Genomic DNA, 16,800 nt, shown 5'->3' on the forward strand with positions numbered 1-16,800 from the left:
AGTCTTGGGTCAATAAGCACTTACTGTTGAGTATCCACTCAACAGCTAGAGCCGGAGGAACACAGATGCGACCGCTGCCTGGACAGGTTGTCCTCATCACCGGAGCGTCTCGAGGAATCGGCGCCGCGGTGGCCCGGAGCCTCGCGAAGGACGGTGCCAAGCTCGCGCTGATCGGTCTCGAGCCGGACGAGTTGAAGCAGGTCGCCGAGGACTGCGGTCCGGACGCGGGGTGGTGGGAGGCAGATGTCACCGACACCGACTCGCTCCGTACGGCGATCGAGTCCGTGCACGCGCGCTACGGCCGGATCGACGTGGTGATGGCGAACGCCGGTATCGCCGCGCCTGGCTTCACGCGCAGCATGGACCCGGCAGTCTGGGAGCGCGTGCTCGACGTCGACCTGTACGGCGTTTGGCGCACAGTGCACCTGACGCTGCCGTACCTGTTGGAGAGCAAGGGCTACCTGCTCCTGGTGTCTTCGCTGGCAGCCGTCGTGCACATCCCGGGGCTCGCGTCGTACAACGTTGCGAAGGCCGGCGTCGAGGCGATGGGTGACACGCTGCGGCCTGAGCTGAAGCACCTCGGTGTGCGGGTGGGCGTGGCACACATGACTTTCGTGGACACCGACATGGTGCGGGGAGTGGACGACCACCCGGTGTTCGGCAAGGTGCGGACCGGGATCCCGCTGGCGAGCAAGGTGTACCCGTTGGAGTTCGCGGTGCAGAAGTTCACCGACGGCATCAAGCGCCGCAAGCGGACCGTGCATGTGCCCGAGTGGATCGGCGTACTGAAGGTGTTCCGCTGGCTGATCCCGCATGTGATCGAGGCCGGCTCGCGGTTCAGCGTGCCGAAGGCCGACCGGGCCGCGCTGGCCGACATCGAGGCACGTGGTGCGTCGGTGTCGTCGCGGGCCTCGGGCGCCGGCGGCAAGGCTGACACCGAGAAGGCCACCGGCCGATGAGTGGTCAGTACGACGTAGTCCTGCTCGGTGCGAGTGGCTTCACGGGAGCGCTCACCGCGGAGTATCTGCAGAAGAACGCTCCCGCAGATCTGAAGTGGGCCGTGGCCGGGCGGAACCGGGCGAAGCTGGAGCCGTTCGGCAAGGACGTGCTGATCGCGGACGTGACCGACCCCGCCTCGCTCAAGGCGCTCGCGGAGTCGACACGGCTCGTGGTGACGACCGTCGGGCCCTACATTCACTACGGCGAGCCGCTTGTCGCGGCCTGTGCCGAGGCGGGCACGGACTACCTCGATCTGACCGGTGAGCCGGAGTTCGTGGACCGGATGTACGTGAAGTATCACGAACGCGCTCTCCAGACCGGCGCCCGGATCATCCACGCGTGCGGGTTCGACTCGATCCCGTACGACCTTGGTGTGCAGTTCACGGTCGAGCAGCTGCCGGAGCGAGTGCCGATCACGGTCGACGGCCTACTAAGGGCCGGCGGCAAGCCGTCGGGCGGCACCTTCCATACCGCGATCACGGCATTCTCTCGGCCGAAGCAGAACCTCGAGGCCCACAACGCGCGCAAGAAGGCCGAGGCACGCCCGGTCGGTCGCAGCGCTCGCGCGACCGCCGGGCGGATCCACCGGCAGCAGGGTTTCTGGGCGGTACCGCTGCCGACGGTCGATCCGCAGATCGTCGCGTACTCGGGCCGCCTGCTGGAAAGCTACGGTCCCGACTTCCGCTACTCGCACTACGCGGCGCTGAAGAACCTGCCGATGGTTGCCGGAGGCATCGGTGGTGTCGCGTTGCTCGCGACCGCCGCTCAGATCCCGCCGGCCCGGAAGGCATTGCTCGCACGCCTGCAGCCCGGCGACGGCCCGAGCCCGGAGACGCGCGCGAAGTCGTGGTTCAAGGTGCGCTTCGTCGGCCGTGGCGGCGGCAAGCAGGTGATCACCGAGGTCGCCGGTGGCGACCCTGGGTACGACGAGACCGCCAAGATGCTCGGGGAGAGCGCTCTCTGTCTCTCTCTGGACGATCTCCCGGAGACGGCCGGCCAGACCACCACCGCCGCGGCGATGGGTCCGGCACTGCGCGAACGCCTGGTGAAAGCAGGGATGACCTTTGCCACCCTCAGCACAAGCGATTACTAGCCACGACGGGACCCGGATAGCGCTCTACGACTACGCTCCCGGCTCCGACCTGCCCGTGCTCGTCTGCGTGCACGGGTACCCGGACAACGCCCGGTTGTGGGAGCCCGTCGCTCAACAGCTGTCCGGAGACTTCCGAGTCATCACGTACGACGTCCGCGGCGCCGGCGAATCCGACCAGCCGCGGGAGCGATCGGCGTACCGGCTGGAGCGGCTCGAGGACGACTTCATCGCCGTCCTCGATGCGGTCTCGCCCGACCGGCCGGTGCATCTGCTCGCTCACGACTGGGGCTCGATCCAGTCGTGGCACTTCGTCACGAGTGAGCGGTTGCGCGGCCGGATCACGTCGTTCGTGTCGATCTCGGGACCGTCGCTGGATCACGCGGGCTACTTCATCCGCAACCACCGACCCATCGGCGAAGTGATCCGGCAGCTGGCGCACTCCTGGTACATCTACTACTTCCACCTGCCGTGGCTCCCGGAGCACGGTTGGCGGCAGGGATGGGCGCACAAGGTCTTCAGCCGCCTCGAGCGGTCGGCCGATGGTCTGCCGTCAGAAACGGGAGAGCGCTCCGTGGGCGATCACGTGAACGGGCTGAACCTGTACCGCGCGAACGTCTTCCAGCGGATGCTGCGACCCGAGGAACGGCATACCGACGTACCGGTGCTCGCGGTATCGCCCGACGGCGACGCGTTCGTGACCACGCCGCTGCAGACCGATATCGCCCGCTGGGCCCCGAACCTCACGGTCCGGGTGGTCAGGGGTGGCCACTGGATGCCCCGGAACGATCCCGGACTTGTCGCGCGGCTGGTACTGGAACACACCCGGGAGCTGGCACGCTGAAGGTATGAGAACGCTTCTCAACCTGATCTGGCTGGTGCTCGCCGGCTTCTGGCTGGCGGTCGGTTACGCGATCGCCGGCATCATCTGCTGCGTGCTGATCGTGACGATCCCGTTCGGCATCGCGTCGTTCCGGATCGCCGGGTACACGTTGTGGCCGTTCGGCCGGACCATCGTCGACAAGCGCAGTGCGGGTGCCGGCGCGGTCCTCGGCAACATCATCTGGGTGATCGTCGCCGGCTGGTGGCTGGCCCTCGGCCACCTGGTCACGGGGATCGCTCTCTGCGTCTCGATCATCGGCATCCCGCTCGGCGTCGCGAACTTCAAGCTGATCCCGATCTCCCTGCTCCCGCTGGGCAAGGACATCGTCCCCACCGACCGGCTGTTCGGAGGACGGTGAGAACACTCACCGTCCTCGGCTCCTGTGGCGCGTGGCCCGAGCCAGGCTCCGACCGGTCGGTCTCCGTCGCCGAGGCACGCGCCGAGTTCGGTGGCGAAGTGATCGCCGCAACCGAGGGGCTCACGCTCCGGCTGTGATCAGCCGGCCTTCTGGACGAGCTTGCGAACGTTGGCGATGTCGCCGCAGCCCGACTTGATCAACCGGGCCCGCTCGTGGGCGAAGGTGCTGCCGAGATTGTGGCGCGTCTCCTCGGAGACGTCGGTGCGCGCCGGGTTGAGCACGTCCCGCTCCTCCTCGTCGAGGTGGTGCGTGAGGGCCTCGGACAGCTCATGCAGCTTCTTGCTGAAGTCGTCGCTGTCGGTGTCCTCGACCTCCATCAGGTCGAGCAGCGCCTCGTTGCCCTCGTCGTGCTCATGCTCGGAGTGCTCGACCTCGTCCGCGTCGATGGCGTCCTTGCTGCGCAGCACCGGATAGACCTTCGACTCCTCGGCCTCCGCGTGAGCGATCAGGACAGTGGCCAGGTCGGCCAGTACGGCGGCCCGGTCGCTCTGCACGTCACGCAATTCGCGCAACGCCTCCTCGAACCAGCGGTGGTCGGCGAGGATGACCTCGACGACGTCACCACCCGAGGCCGGCAGGATCTTCGGCATCAGCTTCCTCCTTCGTACGTGTTGGGCGCCCGGTACCCCGGCTAACCTGCAGTCATGCCAACCGCGCTGGTCCGCCGCCCGAGTCCCCGCCTGGCCGAGGGCGTGGTCACTCATCTCGAACGGACGCCGGTCGACGCTGCGCTCGCCGTACGGCAATGGCAGCAGTACGTCGACGCGCTGGCGCAGTACGGGTGGACGCCGGTCGAGGTGCCACCGATCGATGCCTGTCCGGACGGCGTCTTCGTCGAGGACACGATGGTCGTGTACGGCGACTTGGCCGTGATCGCCCGCGCCGGTGCGGACTCACGACGCCCCGAGGCCGCCGCGGCCGAGCAGTCCGTTCGCGAACAGGGCTACCGGATCGCCCACGTCACCGACCCGGGCACCTTCGACGGCGGCGACATCCTGAAGGTCGGCAAGACCGTGTACGTCGGCCTCGGCGGCCGCACGAACGCGGAAGGCGTCCGGCAGTTGCATGAGGCCCTGACCCCGCTCGGCGCTGACGTCCGGGCAGTCCCGGTGCAGAAGGTGCTGCACCTGAAGTCGGCCGTGACCGCCTTGCCCGATGGGACAGTCATCGGCTACGAACCGCTGGTCGACGACCCAACCGCCTTCGACGCGTTCCGCGCCGTACCCGAGGATGCCGGTGCGCACGTCGTACTGCTGGGGGAGGAGCGGCTGTTGATGGCGGCGTCCGCGCCGAAGTCGGCCGCGCTGTTCGCTGAGCTCGGCTACACGCCCGTGGTCGTGGACATCAGTGAGTTCGAGAAGCTCGAAGGCTGTGTCACGTGTCTGTCGGTGCGCCTGCGTCGGTGAGCAGCCGTCGCGCCGCCTCGATGCCCGGTACGTCGCGCTTCCGCCCCCGCGCCGTACCGACTCCGCACGCGTCCCGGAGCGCGGCCCGGTAGACGGCAGTGTCCGGATGATCAGCGCCCAGCGCTGCCGTGGCAGCCTCGACCGTTGAAGTCAGCGCTTCAAGCGATTGAGTGATCTCGCCGCCGGCAAGCAGCGCACGTCCGAGCGCGGCCCGGTCCCGAATCAGCTGCGGGTCCTGCGCATCCAGCTCACTGGTGTCGACGGCAACGATGTCGGAGAGCAGGCTGGCCTCGGACCGCGGCCCGCCGATCATCAACCGAGCACCGGTCGCGGCCTCGTTCGCAGCGCGGGTCAGCTCGTGCTGCGCGCCGAAGACGCGAGTCAGCTGAGGCGTCACCAACTCGAACCACGCAATCGCGCGCCCGTAGTTCCCCGTCGCGAGCAAGCCCTGCGCGACCCGCAGCCGCACCCGCAACGTCGCCGGGTCATCGGCCGCCAGCACGGACTCCCGCTGCGTCAACGCAGACTGGTAGAACGGCAGCGCCTGCCCGGGCTCCTTGGCATCCCAGTACGACTCGGCCTGCCGGTACGACGGGTCGCGCTCGAGCTCGGGATGATCGGCGACCGCCGACACCGGCTCACCCGGTACGGCGAGTGCCGGGGCAGTGACCACCTTGCGCGCGACGTACGAGCGGCCGCCGGTCGGGATGATCCGGAACCGGCCGGCCTTGGCGAGCGGGATCCAGCAGAAGGTCGTGTAGAGGGTGCGGACCGATGAACCGCAGTTCTCGCAGATGTCCTGGTGGCCGTAGAAGCGGTTGACGACACACGGAACACCCGTTGGGCCGTTGACCCGCCACGCGACCGATGACGCCGTACAGCTGGCGCAGAACGGGTAGACCCCCCGCCGTTCCTCATTCATTCGGCCCATTGTGTCGATTTTCTTCGTCGGCGTCTTGTTCCGACGCGGCAGGTGCCGGTTTTGTCAGCAGCGGATCGTCCACGGCGAAGGTTCGGACCGGACCGGGCGGCGTCTCCGCGGTCTCGAACCGGACCGTGACGCGGCCGCGCCCGGACCCCCACACCCAGCCGAGCCCGTGCTCGGGATGGTGGACGTCCTGGCCGGTGAAATACCCGCCCTGGTCGCGCGACCGCCGGTCGGGGATCTCGATCGCCACTTCCTCCTCAGGCGAGGCCGAAGCAGCCGCTGCGGCCTCTGCCGCCTCGCTGTCGGTGAAGAGGTCGTCCTGGATCCAGTCGGCGAGCGACGAGACACCGACACCGAGCAACCGGATGCCGCCGGCCAGGTCGGACTCGTCGAGCAGGCGTCGAGCGACCCGGGCGATCACGCGCGGGTCGTCGGTCGGACCGGCCAGCGTGGACGATCGGGTGTGCGTCGTGAAGTCGTGCATCCGCGTCTTCAGCGTCACCGTCCGCCCGGACAGCTGCGCCTTCTGCAGGCGCTCGGAGACGCGGTGCGCCATCCGCTCGGCGATCGCGGTGAGCAGCGGGCGCTCGATGATGTCGGTCTCGAAGGTGTCCTCGACACTCACCGACTTCGTCTCCCGGTCACTGACGACCGGCCGGTCGTCAGCGGCGATCGCGAGCCGATACAGGCTCGCTCCGTGCGCCGAACCGACCTGGCGGACGATCTCGTCCTCGTCGAGCTGCTGCAGGTCCGCGACCGTGCGGACCCCGGCCATGCTCAACCGTTGCGCGGTTGCCGGACCGACACCGGGGATGACGGTCACCTGCATCGGCGCCAGGAACGTCGCCTCGGTCCCGGCCGGCACGACGACCACGCCGTCCGGCTTGTCGAGGTCGCTGGCGATCTTCGCGATCAGCTTCGACGTGCCCGCGCCGACCGAGGCGGTCAGCCCGCCACTCGCCGCCCGGATCGAGTCCTTCAGGTCCTCGGCGATCGCACGTACGTCGTCGTCGGTGAGCCCGGTCAGCCCCGCCGCGGCCAGATCGATGAACGCCTCGTCGAGCGACAGCGGCTCGACCAGCGGCGACAGCGCGCGCATCTCGGCCATCACCGCCTGGCTGGTCGTCCGGTACGCCTCGAAGCGCGGCCACAGGTATGCCGCGTGCGGGCACCGCGAACGCGCCTCTGCGGTCGACATCGCGGAGCGAACGCCGTACTTGCGGGCCTCGTACGACGCGGTGGACACGACTCCGCGGAGTCCGATGCCGCCGACGACCACCGGTTTGCCGCGCAGCGAGGGCTTGTCGCGCTGCTCGACGGCCGCGAAGAACGCGTCGAGATCGACATGCAGCACCGACGCTTCCTTTCGCACCTGACCATCCTGCCCGCTACCACCGACATTCTCGGTATGGACCATGAGGTGTACCGCTACGACGACCGCACCGTGATCATCCGGCAAGGGCTGCACACAAACTTCGAGGCCCCGTTCCTGTACCTGCTGCTCGGCTCCGAGCGCGCGCTGCTGCTCGACACGGGCACCGGTCACGTTCTCCTCCGACCGCTGATCGACAGCCTGCTCGACGGACGGCAACTGGTCGTCGCCCACACTCACGCCCACGGCGATCACATCGGCGGCGACGGCGAGTTCGACGAGGTGGTCGGGCTGACACCGGCCGAGGTGGCGGCGTACTTCGGTCTCAACGACTGGCCGGAGGGTGTCGCCCAGTTCGATCTGGGGGACCGAGTGCTCGACATCCTCCCGATCCCGGGTCATCACGCCAGCCACATCGCCGTGTACGACGGGGAGACCCGGCTGCTGTTCACCGGGGACTCGCTCTACCCGGGGCGGCTGTATGTGCAGGACTGGAACGCCTTTCGTGCGAGTGTGTCGCGGCTGGCGGCGTTCGTTGCCGCTGGCAATCCGGTCGAGTGGATGCTCGGTGCGCATATCGAGCTGACGGACCGGCCGGGGGAGGACTACCCGATGGGGGCGACCGTGCACCCCGACGAGCACGAGCTGCGGCTGGCACCCGCCGTACTGGCTGAGCTGCACGCCGTGCTGGGACCCGAACCGGCGCGGATCGTGCGCGATCACTTCATCGTCTACCCGGTCTGACGGTGCTGATTACTTGGCACCACGCGAGTGGAACCCCCACGAACGGGCACCTTCAGGCACACTGATCCGAAGAGCCAGGTAGGGGAGGCCACATGGGTGAGGAAGTCGACCGGGTCGAATTCACCCGGGCGGACCGGACGGCGTTCCGCGACCAGGTGCATCGCAACCTGGACGCCTTCGCGCGGATGCTGCGCGAGGACCGGTTCGCGCCCGACCGGCCGATGACCGGGATCGAGATCGAGCTGAACCTGGTCGACGAGCAGTGCGATCCGGCGTTCAAGAACTCCGAGGTGCTGAGCGCGATCGAGGACGACGCGTTCCAGACCGAGCTCGGTCAGTTCAACATCGAGATCAACGTGCCGCCCGGGCAGATCGACGGGATCGGGCTGGACACGATGGAGTCCAACATCCGCGACAGCCTGAACGCGGCCGAGGAGAAGGCCTCCCGGACGGGTTCGTCGATGGTGGTGGTCGGCATCCTGCCGACGTTGCTCACCGAGCACATCCACCGCGAGGCGCTCAGCACGAATCCACGTTATGCCTTGCTGAACGATCAGATCTTCGCCGCCCGCGGTGAGGACGTGCAGATCTCCATCGACGGCATCGAGCGGTTGCAGGTGACCGCGGACAGCATCGTGCCCGAAGCCGCCTGTACGTCGACACAGTTCCATCTGCAGGTGACACCGGAGGCGTTCCCGCGGTACTGGAACGCCGCGCAGGCGATCTCGGGTGTGCAGCTCGCGATCGGTGCCAACTCGCCGTTCCTGTTCGGCAAGGAGTTGTTGCGCGAGACCCGGATCGCGTTGTTCGAGCAGGCCGCCGACACCCGCACGCACGAGTTGAAGACGCAGGGTGTGCGACCGCGGGTCTGGTTCGGTGAACGATGGATCACCTCGATCTTCGATCTGTTCGAGGAGAACTCGCGGTACTACCCGGCACTGCTCCCGGTGACGTCGGACGAGGATCCGATCGCCGTACTGGATCGTGGTGACACGCCGGCCCTTTCGGAGCTTCGGCTGCACAACGGAACTATTTATCGATGGAACCGGCCCGTGTACGACGTTGTCCGGGAGAAGCCGCATCTGCGCGTAGAGAATCGTGTCCTGCCGGCCGGTCCGACCGTCGTCGATACAATCGCCAACGGGGCTTTCTATTTCGGGCTCGTCCGGGCGCTGGCCGACGACGAACGGCCGATCTGGTCGCAGATGTCGTTCAGTGCCGCTGAAGAAAACTTTCACGAGGCGGCGAAGAGCGGTATCGACGCCGAGGTGTTCTGGCCGGGAGTCGGTACGGCGCGGGCCACCGAGCTGGTGCTGAGACGCCTGCTCCCACTCGCTTCCTCGGGCCTCGAGGCCTGGGGAGTGGACAGCGCTGTCCGGGATCGCCTGCTGGGCATCATCGAGCAACGCTGCCTGACCAATCGCAACGGCGCTTCGTGGCAGGTCGAGGAGTTTCATCGACTGTATACAAAGGGATCGCACAGCCGGAAGGACGCGTTGCGGGGCATGCTGCGCCGCTATCGCGACCACATGCACGAGAACATCCCGGTGCACGAATGGCCGGTCGACTGAAGCGGTTCGCCATCCGGTCGGGGCGGTGGGGTGGGGGAGGAATTCAAGCCAGACAACGGTGGACAGGACGCTCGGGGGAGCGCGGAACCACGGTCAGCCGGGCGGAACCCGGCGATCTTGCCCAGGGCAACTGGGTGGACGAGTTCGATAACGACCCGGCCTACAGGGGTGGCGCGTTGGGTGACAGCCCTGCAAAGGTGTGGCAACCGGAAGGTTAGAGCGTCCCGCCGCGGGTAGTACTCGGGCACCGGTGTAGCAGTCGTCAGACAGCTGCTCCGCTGGTGGAGTACTACCCGTTCGACGATCGGCCGACCGCGACACACCAGTTGGCGAGTGCGACACCAATTGGTGTTATGGCAGCGGATGCCGACTCAGGCCGGGAGCAGTATCGTTCGGAACGGGTCGACATGACACCCGGAGGTGAGGCAGGGCGATGACGACCATCGTCGTGGGATATGTGCCGAAGGCCGAGGGCCGTGCCGCCCTCAGGCGAGCGGCCGAAGAGGCGACGCTGCGCGACGCCAAGCTGGTGGTGGTGAACTCGCACCGCGGTGGCCGGAGCTTCGACAGCGACGAGGCCGCGGCGAGTGATGCCGCCTTGACGGAGGTTCGGGAGCAGCTCGACTCGACCGGTGTGCCGTACGAGGTGCGGCAGCTGGTGCGTGGACTCGACCCGGCGGAGGACCTGGTGGCCGTCGCCGAGCAGGTGCACGCGGAGTTCATCGTGATCGGCCTGCGACGCCGGTCGCCGGTCGGCAAGCTCATCCTCGGCAGCAACGCCCAGCGGGTCCTTCTGGACGCTCCGTGTCCGGTGCTGGCGGTCAAGGCTGAGGTAGGGGAGGAGGACTGAGGTGACTTCGACACGCAGCAAGAAGCTGTGCCTCGCACAGCAGCCCGACGCCGACGAGATGCTGAGCAGAGACCCGTTCGCACTGCTGGTGGGGATGTTGCTGGATCAGCAGATCCCGATGGAGCGTGCGTTCGCCGGACCGGTCGCGATCGCGAAGCGGATGGCCGGCCCGTTCGACCCGACCACGGTCGCGCACTACGATCCCGACGCGTTCGTCGAGATCGTCGCCGGTCCGCCGGCGGTGCACCGGTTCCCGACCGCGATGGCGGCCCGGATCCAGACCCTGGCCAAACACCTCGACGAGGAGTACGGCGGCAACGCCTCGGGCCTGTGGTCGGACGTCAAGTCCGGCGACGACCTGCTGGCCAGGCTGTCGGCCCTGCCGGGCTTCGGCGCGCAGAAGGCGAAGATCTTCGTCGCGCTGCTCGGCAAGCAGCTGAAGGTCCGTCCGCGGGGGTGGCGGGAAGCTTCGGAGCCGTACGGCGAGGACGGCGCGTACAAGTCGGTCGCGGACGTGATCGACGTGGCGTCGCTGGTGAAGGTCCGGCAGTTCAAGCAGGAGCAGCAGGTCGGCCGGCAGCGAGTGGTCGCCCGCCCGCTGCGGCAGACCCGGAACGGTTAGCGCGCGACAACTGAACGTACGCACTCAGGCCTCCACCGGCGCGGACACGCGCTTCGGTGGAGGCCTGAGGACGTCGTTCGGGGGGTCGCGGAACGCCTTGGCTTGGTCTGCGGATTACAATGGAGTGTTGTCGCCGCCTGACCAGCGAGCCGCCGCACACAGTCGTATCCAAAAGCATGTTGCACCAGCACCAGAACGTCGTACAAACCCTGCGTCAGACGAGAGGTATTTCGTGTCGTCCAGCTCGTCCGAGAATGTTCCCGCCGAGTCAGCCCGGGCAGTGGTCGCCGCCACCGCCCGCAGTGCCGCTCCGAGGACCAGCGCCCGAGTGACCGACCCCGCCGCGAAGAAGGCGGCGGCCGCGAAGAAGACTACTGCGGTCAAGGCCGCCGACACCTTGGAGGACGGTATCCCCGCCGCGAAGAAGACTGCCGCCAAGAAGGCGCCGGCGAAGAAGGCAGTGTCCGAGGCCGGTCTGGCGATCGACCCCAAGACGGGTAAGCCGCGCGCTCTCGACGAGGTCGACGACGCCGACTTCAAGCCCGATACGGTGAAGGTCCTCGAGAAGGAGATCACCGAGGACCAGGGCTTCATCGTGTCCGAGGCCGACGAGACCGACGAGCCCGAGCAGCAGGTGATGGTCGCGGGCGCCACGGCGGACCCGGTCAAGGACTACCTGAAGCAGATCGGCAAGGTCCCGCTGCTGAACGCGGAGCAGGAGGTCGAGCTCGCGAAGCGGATCGAGGCCGGCCTGTTCGCGGAGGAGCAGAGCGGCGACGAGTCGAACAAGCTCAAGGAGAAGGTCCGCGACGAGTACGAGTGGATCTCCGAGGACGGCCGCCGCGCCAAGAACCACCTGCTCGAGGCCAACCTGCGCCTGGTGGTGTCGCTGGCCAAGCGCTACACCGGCCGCGGCATGCTGTTCCTGGACCTGATCCAGGAGGGCAACCTCGGTCTGATCCGCGCGGTCGAGAAGTTCGACTACACCAAGGGCTACAAGTTCTCGACGTACGCCACCTGGTGGATCCGGCAGGCGATCACCCGCGCGATGGCCGACCAGGCCCGGACGATCCGTATTCCGGTCCACATGGTCGAGGTCATCAACAAGCTGGCCCGCGTGCAGCGCCAGATGCTGCAGGACCTCGGGCGCGAGCCCACTCCGGAGGAGCTCGCCAAGGAGCTCGACATGACCCCGGAGAAGGTCATCGAGGTGCAGAAGTACGGCCGTGAGCCGATCTCGCTGCACACCCCGCTCGGTGAGGACGGCGACTCCGAGTTCGGCGACCTGATCGAGGACTCCGAGGCGATCGTGCCGGCCGAGGCCGTCTCGTTCACACTGCTCCAGGAGCAGCTGCACGCGGTCCTCGACACGCTGTCCGAGCGCGAGGCCGGCGTGGTCTCGATGCGGTTCGGTCTGACGGATGGTCAGCCGAAGACGCTGGACGAGATCGGCAAGGTCTACGGCGTGACCCGCGAGCGGATCCGTCAGATCGAGTCCAAGACGATGTCGAAGCTTCGGCACCCGTCGCGGTCGCAGGTCTTGCGCGACTATCTAGACTGACCGGATGGGACAGATGATCGCCGGCGTGCTCGCGCTGGTGGTCCCTGTCCTCGATACGGCATCTCTGGCCGCCGCTGTGTTCACAGCGGCGGCTTTGCTGTTGGCGGTGCTGCTGGTAGCCCGCCAGTCGGCACCGACCCCGGCACCGCTGCTCGCCCGCGCGGCCTCGGTCCGCGACCGCGCCGAGCGCACTGCGTTCCTCCGGCTCCGTGATCCGGACGCCGCCGGCAGACCCAGGCCCAGAGCTCCAGGACGGTAGCCCGCTCGTTCGGGTTACCCATTCCTTCACACCTTCCTGGAGTTTGCTGTGCCTTCCTTTCTGGAGGCGCCGGTTTCCGGTGCCTATCACCTGCTCACGTCCCTCGTCACCGCGCTGCAGCCGCTCGCCGGCCCGTGGGCCGCGGTCATCGCGATCGTCGCCTGCACACTGCTCGTCCGCCTCTGCCTGCTCCCGCTCAGCCTGCGCGCCCATCGCGGTCTGCGCGCGCGTGCGGAGCTGATGCCGCACCTGAAGAAGCTCACCGACCGGCACCGGGACAACCCGGAGCGTCTGCAGCGTGAGCTGGCCAAACTGCAATCCGAGCACGGTACGTCGATGTTCGCCGGCATGATGCCGATGCTCGCGCAGCTGCCGTTCTTCTGGCTGATGTACACGCTCTTCTCGCGCGCACTCGTCGGCGGGGAGACCAACCAGCTGATCAGCGGCACGCTGCTGGGCGCGCCGCTCGGTCTGCATTGGCCGGTCTTCGCGGCCACGCCCGGCTTCCTGGTGCTCGCCGTACTGCTCGTGGTGGTGGCATGGTTCTCGGCGCGCGTCGCGCTCCGGCAGCTGGACGAGTCCGCCAGCCCGTTGTCGCGTCGGCTCGCCCGTTGGTTGCCGTACGGCACGCTGGTGACCGCCGCGTTCGTACCGTTGGCCGCCGGCCTCTACGTGCTGACGACCACGGCCTGGACCGTCGCCGAGCGGACCGTGCTGCAACGTTGATTGTCGCTGGCAACCAACAGAGTGGTTGCTGCTGGCAACTGGTCTAGCGGAGTCGCGATTCGAGGCCGTCGAGGACACAGGCGAGTCCGTAGTCGAACACCTCGTCGTCCTGGTCGGCCGCGGCCTCGGCGGAGTACTCGTCGTACAGGGCCGTCAGGCGCGGGTGCGCCTCGGCGGCCTGCTGGGCGACGGGCCAGACCTTGGCCATCCAGTCCTCCGCCGACAGGCCGCTGCGTCTGACCTTGCTGACCGTGGCGGCCTCGGTGGAGGCGAGGCCGACCACATAACTGATCACCGCGGTCGAGGCGTGGTTGGCTTCGCGAAGGGTGAAGCCGGCGGTCTCGTAGATGGCGAGCATCCGGTCGGACAGGTGCATCATGTTCGGCCCGAGCAGGGTCAGGCCGACGTCGGCGAGGGTGGCGCCCATCCAGGGGTGGCGCAGGATCATGCCGCGGAAGTCTCCGGCCAGCCGGGTCGCGGCGGCGCGCCACTCGGCCTGCTCGGTCACCTCCGGTACGTCGATCTCGGCGTACACGTGGTCGACCACGAGCTCGATCAGCTCGTCCTTGTTGGCGACGTGCCAGTAGACGGCGGTCGCCACCGCGCCGAGCTCGACACCGAGCTTGCGCATCGTCAGCGCCTCCAGGCCGTCGGCGTCGAGGAGCTTGATCGCCGCGCCGACGATCTGCTCCTGGCTGAGCGCGGGCTGCTCACGCCGCCGGTTGCGCTTGGGCCGGGTCCAGACCGATGTGTACTCCTCGCTCGCCATACCGGCACTCTACCGGATGACTTGAACACTGTGCATGAGTTGACCGCTGTGCAATTCAACCCGCACACCGTTCAAAGAACAATCTGAGGAGGTGTGTGATCACCGCTCGTCATCCGCGTCGGTGGCTGGTTCTGATCGTGCTCTGCCTGAGCACGCTGGTGCTGATGCTGGACATCGGTGTGCTGAACGTGGCCATCCGGGTCCTCTCTCCACAATGCGCTTTGTACAAGAGGTCTTGTCTAATCGCCAAGGAGTTGCACCTCCCTAGCAGGAAACCGAACAGCAGCAGAGCGGGAGTCGCCGAGCGCCGGCTGGGCGATCCGGTGGCTGAGGTAGGTGGCGAGCCTGGCGACCGGATGCCCGTTGGCTGAGCTCCCGGGCTCCGATTGCAGCCCGCGCATCGGGTCGCGCTCCAGGGGTTGCCCACTGAAGCGAGGGGTTGCCCACTTGTATTTCGAATGGGCAACCCCCCAGACGGTGGGATATCCACCGAACTGGAGGGTACGCAGTGGTCGGTCGCCGCGGCGGCGGTGGCAACGGCGGGACGGCCGGGCGATCCGGCGGCTGAGGTGAGTGGCGAGGCCGGCGACCGTGTACCCGTTGGCTGAGCTTCCGGGCTATGGCTGGCGTCCTGAAACGCGCTAGTCGGAAGCTTTTCGTCACCAGGCACCGCTTTACTACCGATTAGCGAGACGTAGTCGCATCCGCCGCAGGTTCACGGAAGATTGCTGCCTCTATTTGGCAGTAGATCCCCGTGAACCTGCGGCTGGGCGGGGTTTCCACGGGTTTGCGGGGAGCTGCTGCCGCTGGGAGACAGCAGATCCCCGCAAAGGTGGTCGGTGTGCCCCCGATTCGCGCCGCACCGGACAGGCCGGGCACGTAGACGGTGGCTGGTCGCCGCGGCGGCCGATCTACTGAAGCGCTAGGCGGGCGTGGTCTGTGGTTGAGGGGGATGGCGAGGCCGGTGACCGCGTGCTCGGTCGCCTGAGCGTCCGGGCTTGGGTTGCGGTCCCGGAAAACGAGGGGATCTCCCCGCAAGTTGACCCTTCTCCCCTCAATATTTGAGCAGAGAAGGGCCCATTTGAACGGATATCCAGCGAAATTCCGCAGCCAGGCAGCGACCCGAACCGCAGTGGTCAACCGCGGCGGCGAGTCAGCTGACAGGCCTCCTGATCGTCGGAAGCAACCGCGGCGGCGGGTCAGCTGACAGGCCTCGTGATCGTTGGGAGCAACCACAGCCCGGAAGCTCAAGCAACCGCAACCGTGGTCACCGACCGCACCATCCCCCTCAGCCGAAGACCACCCCAGCCACCCGTCTCAGTAAAACCGGCCGCAGCGGCGACCAGCCACCGACCACCCCACCGGCCGAATCCGAGCGGAGGGACGGGACGAGCACATTCAGGGAGGCGGGGTTCCTGCCCAGCCGAAGTGCCCAGCCACCGCCTACCCCCGCCGCCCGATTCCAAGCCGCCGGGACAACCGGCGAGGCGCCACAACCCATGGGCGTGAACAAGAACCGGTGGGCTTGAACAAGGTATTACCTGTTCACAGCCCCCATGGCGTATGCGGACCCACGGCCCGAGACCACCGGTCGTCGGTTGGCGAGCTTGCGAGGCAGGGGCGAGCGGAGCGAGGGAGTTGGCGAGCGGAGCGAGGGAGTTGGCGAGCGGAGCGAGGGGGTTGGCGAGCGTCGCGAGCGCGAAAGGGTGGTGGGGCGGACTGCGTAGTCGTCCGCGGGGGCCGGTTCTAGGCGAGGAGGGCGGTGGCGATGGTGTCGGCGTTTTTGGCTAGCCAGTGTTGGCGGTTGGTAATGACGTTGCCTACACCTTCGGACCACATGCGGGCCCAGCCGCCGCCTAGGGTTTCGGCTCGGTGCTTCATGGTGTGCCAGGCTCGTTCGTTGAGGGCTTCGGCCAGGGGCATGAGGCGGTGGCGGTCCGGTTCGGACAGGCCGTAGGCGTCGGCGATGAGGCGGCAGCGGCGGGGGCTGTCGAGGTTGCGGAGCAGGGGGTCGAGGTCTTCTTCGGCGCCGAAGGGGCCCCACCAGAGCATGAGGTTGACGAGTTCGCGGGCGCGGCTGACCGGGCGGGCCAGGTCGAAGTCGATCAGGGCGTACGCGCGGCCGTCGCGGAAGACGAGGTTCTCCGGGGTGATGTCCTGGTGGCCGACGAGTTCGGGTGGGTCGTCCAGGTCGGGGAGGCCGGCCGGTTCGATCGGGGCGGGCAGGTTGTCGGGGATGCCGAAACCGACGACGGCGTCGTGGTACGCGCGGACCAGGTGGGCGACCGAGAGCATCCGGTCCTCGTCGGCGATCCAGGCCGGGCGTGGGCGGCCGGCGACCTCGCCCTCGATGTAGGTGAGGACCTCGCGGCCGGCGGAGTCGACACCCAGGTAGCGCGGGGCGCCGGTGAAGCCGACGGACTCGAGATGGCGCAGGAGGTCGCGGACCATCTCGGCGCGTTCCGCGGGCGGTCGCCGTACGGTGCGGCCGACCCGGACCAGGCCCACCGTCACATCGCCGCCGAGCAGCGGGATCTCCTCGGCATCGTCGTCGAACACAGAAAAGGCCCTCATTCCGCTGGGTGAAACGTTTGTCAGCACT

General features: G+C 67.7%; 19 protein-coding genes. 14 read left to right on the forward strand and 5 right to left on the reverse strand.

Annotated features, from left to right (window positions below; translation table 11 throughout):
- The first annotated feature begins 65 nt into the window (after positions 1–65).
- Genes OG474_RS38355 through OG474_RS38375 form a run of 5 tightly spaced genes read left to right on the forward strand, consistent with a single transcriptional unit; the run spans position 66 to position 3,467 of the window.
- Positions 66–959: an SDR family oxidoreductase gene (locus tag OG474_RS38355; protein ID WP_405058551.1), complete on the forward strand. Its 894-nt coding sequence runs from the start codon at positions 66–68 to the stop codon at positions 957–959.
- A complete protein-coding gene (locus OG474_RS38360; RefSeq protein ID WP_405058552.1) occupies positions 956–2,092 on the forward strand; it encodes a saccharopine dehydrogenase family protein in 1,137 nt (378 codons plus the stop codon). Before OG474_RS38355 ends, OG474_RS38360 begins: the two co-directional genes overlap by 4 nt.
- Positions 2,064–2,933: an alpha/beta fold hydrolase gene (locus OG474_RS38365; protein WP_405058553.1), complete on the forward strand. Its 870-nt coding sequence runs from the start codon at positions 2,064–2,066 to the stop codon at positions 2,931–2,933. Before OG474_RS38360 ends, OG474_RS38365 begins: the two co-directional genes overlap by 29 nt.
- A gap of 4 nt (positions 2,934–2,937) precedes the next feature.
- Positions 2,938–3,330, forward strand: a complete 393-nt coding sequence (locus OG474_RS38370; RefSeq protein ID WP_405058554.1) for a YccF domain-containing protein — start codon at positions 2,938–2,940, stop codon at positions 3,328–3,330.
- Positions 3,327–3,467 carry a hypothetical protein gene (locus OG474_RS38375; protein WP_405058555.1) on the forward strand — a complete coding sequence of 47 codons (141 nt, stop codon included), beginning with the start codon at positions 3,327–3,329 and terminating at the stop codon, positions 3,465–3,467. Before OG474_RS38370 ends, OG474_RS38375 begins: the two co-directional genes overlap by 4 nt.
- Here the strand turns inward: OG474_RS38375 and OG474_RS38380 are convergent, their stop codons facing one another.
- Positions 3,468–3,980, reverse strand: a complete 513-nt coding sequence (locus OG474_RS38380; protein ID WP_405058556.1) for a hemerythrin domain-containing protein — start codon at positions 3,978–3,980, stop codon at positions 3,468–3,470.
- A 54-nt stretch (positions 3,981–4,034) separates the two neighbouring features.
- Between OG474_RS38380 and ddaH the strand changes: the two genes are divergently transcribed.
- Complete coding sequence (ddaH, locus tag OG474_RS38385) at positions 4,035–4,796, forward strand: dimethylargininase (RefSeq protein ID WP_405058557.1); 762 nt, start codon at positions 4,035–4,037, stop codon at positions 4,794–4,796.
- Here ddaH and OG474_RS38390 read toward each other — a convergent pair.
- Positions 4,765–5,718: a tetratricopeptide repeat protein gene (locus OG474_RS38390; RefSeq protein ID WP_405058558.1), complete on the reverse strand. Its 954-nt coding sequence runs from the start codon at positions 5,716–5,718 to the stop codon at positions 4,765–4,767. The two genes, ddaH and OG474_RS38390, sit on opposite strands and share 32 nt — an antisense overlap.
- Entirely contained in the window at positions 5,711–7,096 is a 1,386-nt protein-coding gene (locus tag OG474_RS38395; protein WP_405058559.1) for a DNA polymerase IV, read from the reverse strand. The genes OG474_RS38390 and OG474_RS38395 overlap by 8 nt, the downstream gene beginning before the upstream one ends.
- A 36-nt stretch (positions 7,097–7,132) precedes the next feature.
- Between OG474_RS38395 and OG474_RS38400 the strand changes: the two genes are divergently transcribed.
- From OG474_RS38400 to OG474_RS38430, 7 genes are all read left to right on the forward strand, one after another.
- A complete protein-coding gene (locus OG474_RS38400; RefSeq protein WP_405058560.1) occupies positions 7,133–7,840 on the forward strand; it encodes an MBL fold metallo-hydrolase in 708 nt (235 codons plus the stop codon).
- A gap of 92 nt (positions 7,841–7,932) precedes the next feature.
- A complete protein-coding gene (locus OG474_RS38405) occupies positions 7,933–9,411 on the forward strand; it encodes a glutamate--cysteine ligase (protein WP_405058561.1) in 1,479 nt (492 codons plus the stop codon).
- 433 nt (positions 9,412–9,844) lie between these two features.
- The gene (locus OG474_RS38410; protein ID WP_405058562.1) at positions 9,845–10,261 is read left to right on the forward strand and encodes a universal stress protein; all 417 of its coding nucleotides are present in this window, start codon (positions 9,845–9,847) and stop codon (positions 10,259–10,261) included.
- 1 nt (position 10,262) lies between these two features.
- Positions 10,263–10,883 carry an HhH-GPD-type base excision DNA repair protein gene (locus tag OG474_RS38415; protein ID WP_404641582.1) on the forward strand — a complete coding sequence of 207 codons (621 nt, stop codon included), beginning with the start codon at positions 10,263–10,265 and terminating at the stop codon, positions 10,881–10,883.
- 166 nt (positions 10,884–11,049) lie between these two features.
- Positions 11,050–12,444 (forward strand): RNA polymerase sigma factor, encoded by a 1,395-nt coding sequence (locus OG474_RS38420; protein WP_405064658.1) that lies wholly within the window; start codon positions 11,050–11,052, stop codon positions 12,442–12,444.
- A 4-nt stretch (positions 12,445–12,448) separates the two neighbouring features.
- Positions 12,449–12,703 carry a DUF6412 domain-containing protein gene (locus tag OG474_RS38425; RefSeq protein ID WP_405058563.1) on the forward strand — a complete coding sequence of 85 codons (255 nt, stop codon included), beginning with the start codon at positions 12,449–12,451 and terminating at the stop codon, positions 12,701–12,703.
- Between the two features lie 48 nt (positions 12,704–12,751).
- Complete coding sequence (locus OG474_RS38430; RefSeq protein WP_405058564.1) at positions 12,752–13,429, forward strand: YidC/Oxa1 family membrane protein insertase; 678 nt, start codon at positions 12,752–12,754, stop codon at positions 13,427–13,429.
- Between the two features lie 43 nt (positions 13,430–13,472).
- Here OG474_RS38430 and OG474_RS38435 read toward each other — a convergent pair whose 3' ends face one another.
- Positions 13,473–14,198 carry a TetR/AcrR family transcriptional regulator gene (locus OG474_RS38435; protein ID WP_405058565.1) on the reverse strand — a complete coding sequence of 242 codons (726 nt, stop codon included), beginning with the start codon at positions 14,196–14,198 and terminating at the stop codon, positions 13,473–13,475.
- Positions 14,199–14,293: 95 nt separating this feature from the next.
- Here OG474_RS38435 and OG474_RS38440 point away from each other — a divergent pair, with 95 nt between their 5' ends.
- Positions 14,294–14,569 (forward strand): hypothetical protein, encoded by a 276-nt coding sequence (locus tag OG474_RS38440; RefSeq protein ID WP_405058566.1) that lies wholly within the window; start codon positions 14,294–14,296, stop codon positions 14,567–14,569.
- 1,375 nt (positions 14,570–15,944) lie between these two features.
- Here the strand turns inward: OG474_RS38440 and OG474_RS38445 are convergent.
- Positions 15,945–16,757: a phosphotransferase gene (locus OG474_RS38445; RefSeq protein ID WP_405058567.1), complete on the reverse strand. Its 813-nt coding sequence runs from the start codon at positions 16,755–16,757 to the stop codon at positions 15,945–15,947.
- Positions 16,758–16,800 lie beyond the last annotated feature (43 nt).

Source organism: Kribbella sp. NBC_01505, assembly GCF_045040285.1.
Lineage (GTDB): Bacteria > Actinomycetota > Actinomycetes > Propionibacteriales > Kribbellaceae > Kribbella.

Excerpts from the sequence above, each read along its gene's own strand:
- OG474_RS38390 (WP_405058558.1), bottom strand. The coding sequence starts at position 5,718 with ATGAATGAGGAACGGCGGGGGGTCTACCCGTTCTGCGCCAGCTGTACG.
- OG474_RS38410 (WP_405058562.1), top strand. The coding sequence starts at position 9,845 with ATGACGACCATCGTCGTGGGATATGTGCCGAAGGCCGAGGGCCGTGCC.
- OG474_RS38355 (WP_405058551.1), top strand. The coding sequence starts at position 66 with ATGCGACCGCTGCCTGGACAGGTTGTCCTCATCACCGGAGCGTCTCGA.
- OG474_RS38405 (WP_405058561.1), top strand. The coding sequence starts at position 7,933 with ATGGGTGAGGAAGTCGACCGGGTCGAATTCACCCGGGCGGACCGGACG.
- ddaH (WP_405058557.1), top strand. The coding sequence starts at position 4,035 with ATGCCAACCGCGCTGGTCCGCCGCCCGAGTCCCCGCCTGGCCGAGGGC.
- OG474_RS38435 (WP_405058565.1), bottom strand. The coding sequence starts at position 14,198 with ATGGCGAGCGAGGAGTACACATCGGTCTGGACCCGGCCCAAGCGCAAC.
- OG474_RS38380 (WP_405058556.1), bottom strand. The coding sequence starts at position 3,980 with ATGCCGAAGATCCTGCCGGCCTCGGGTGGTGACGTCGTCGAGGTCATC.
- OG474_RS38360 (WP_405058552.1), top strand. The coding sequence starts at position 956 with ATGAGTGGTCAGTACGACGTAGTCCTGCTCGGTGCGAGTGGCTTCACG.
- OG474_RS38400 (WP_405058560.1), top strand. The coding sequence starts at position 7,133 with ATGGACCATGAGGTGTACCGCTACGACGACCGCACCGTGATCATCCGG.
- OG474_RS38425 (WP_405058563.1), top strand. The coding sequence starts at position 12,449 with ATGGGACAGATGATCGCCGGCGTGCTCGCGCTGGTGGTCCCTGTCCTC.
- OG474_RS38370 (WP_405058554.1), top strand. The coding sequence starts at position 2,938 with ATGAGAACGCTTCTCAACCTGATCTGGCTGGTGCTCGCCGGCTTCTGG.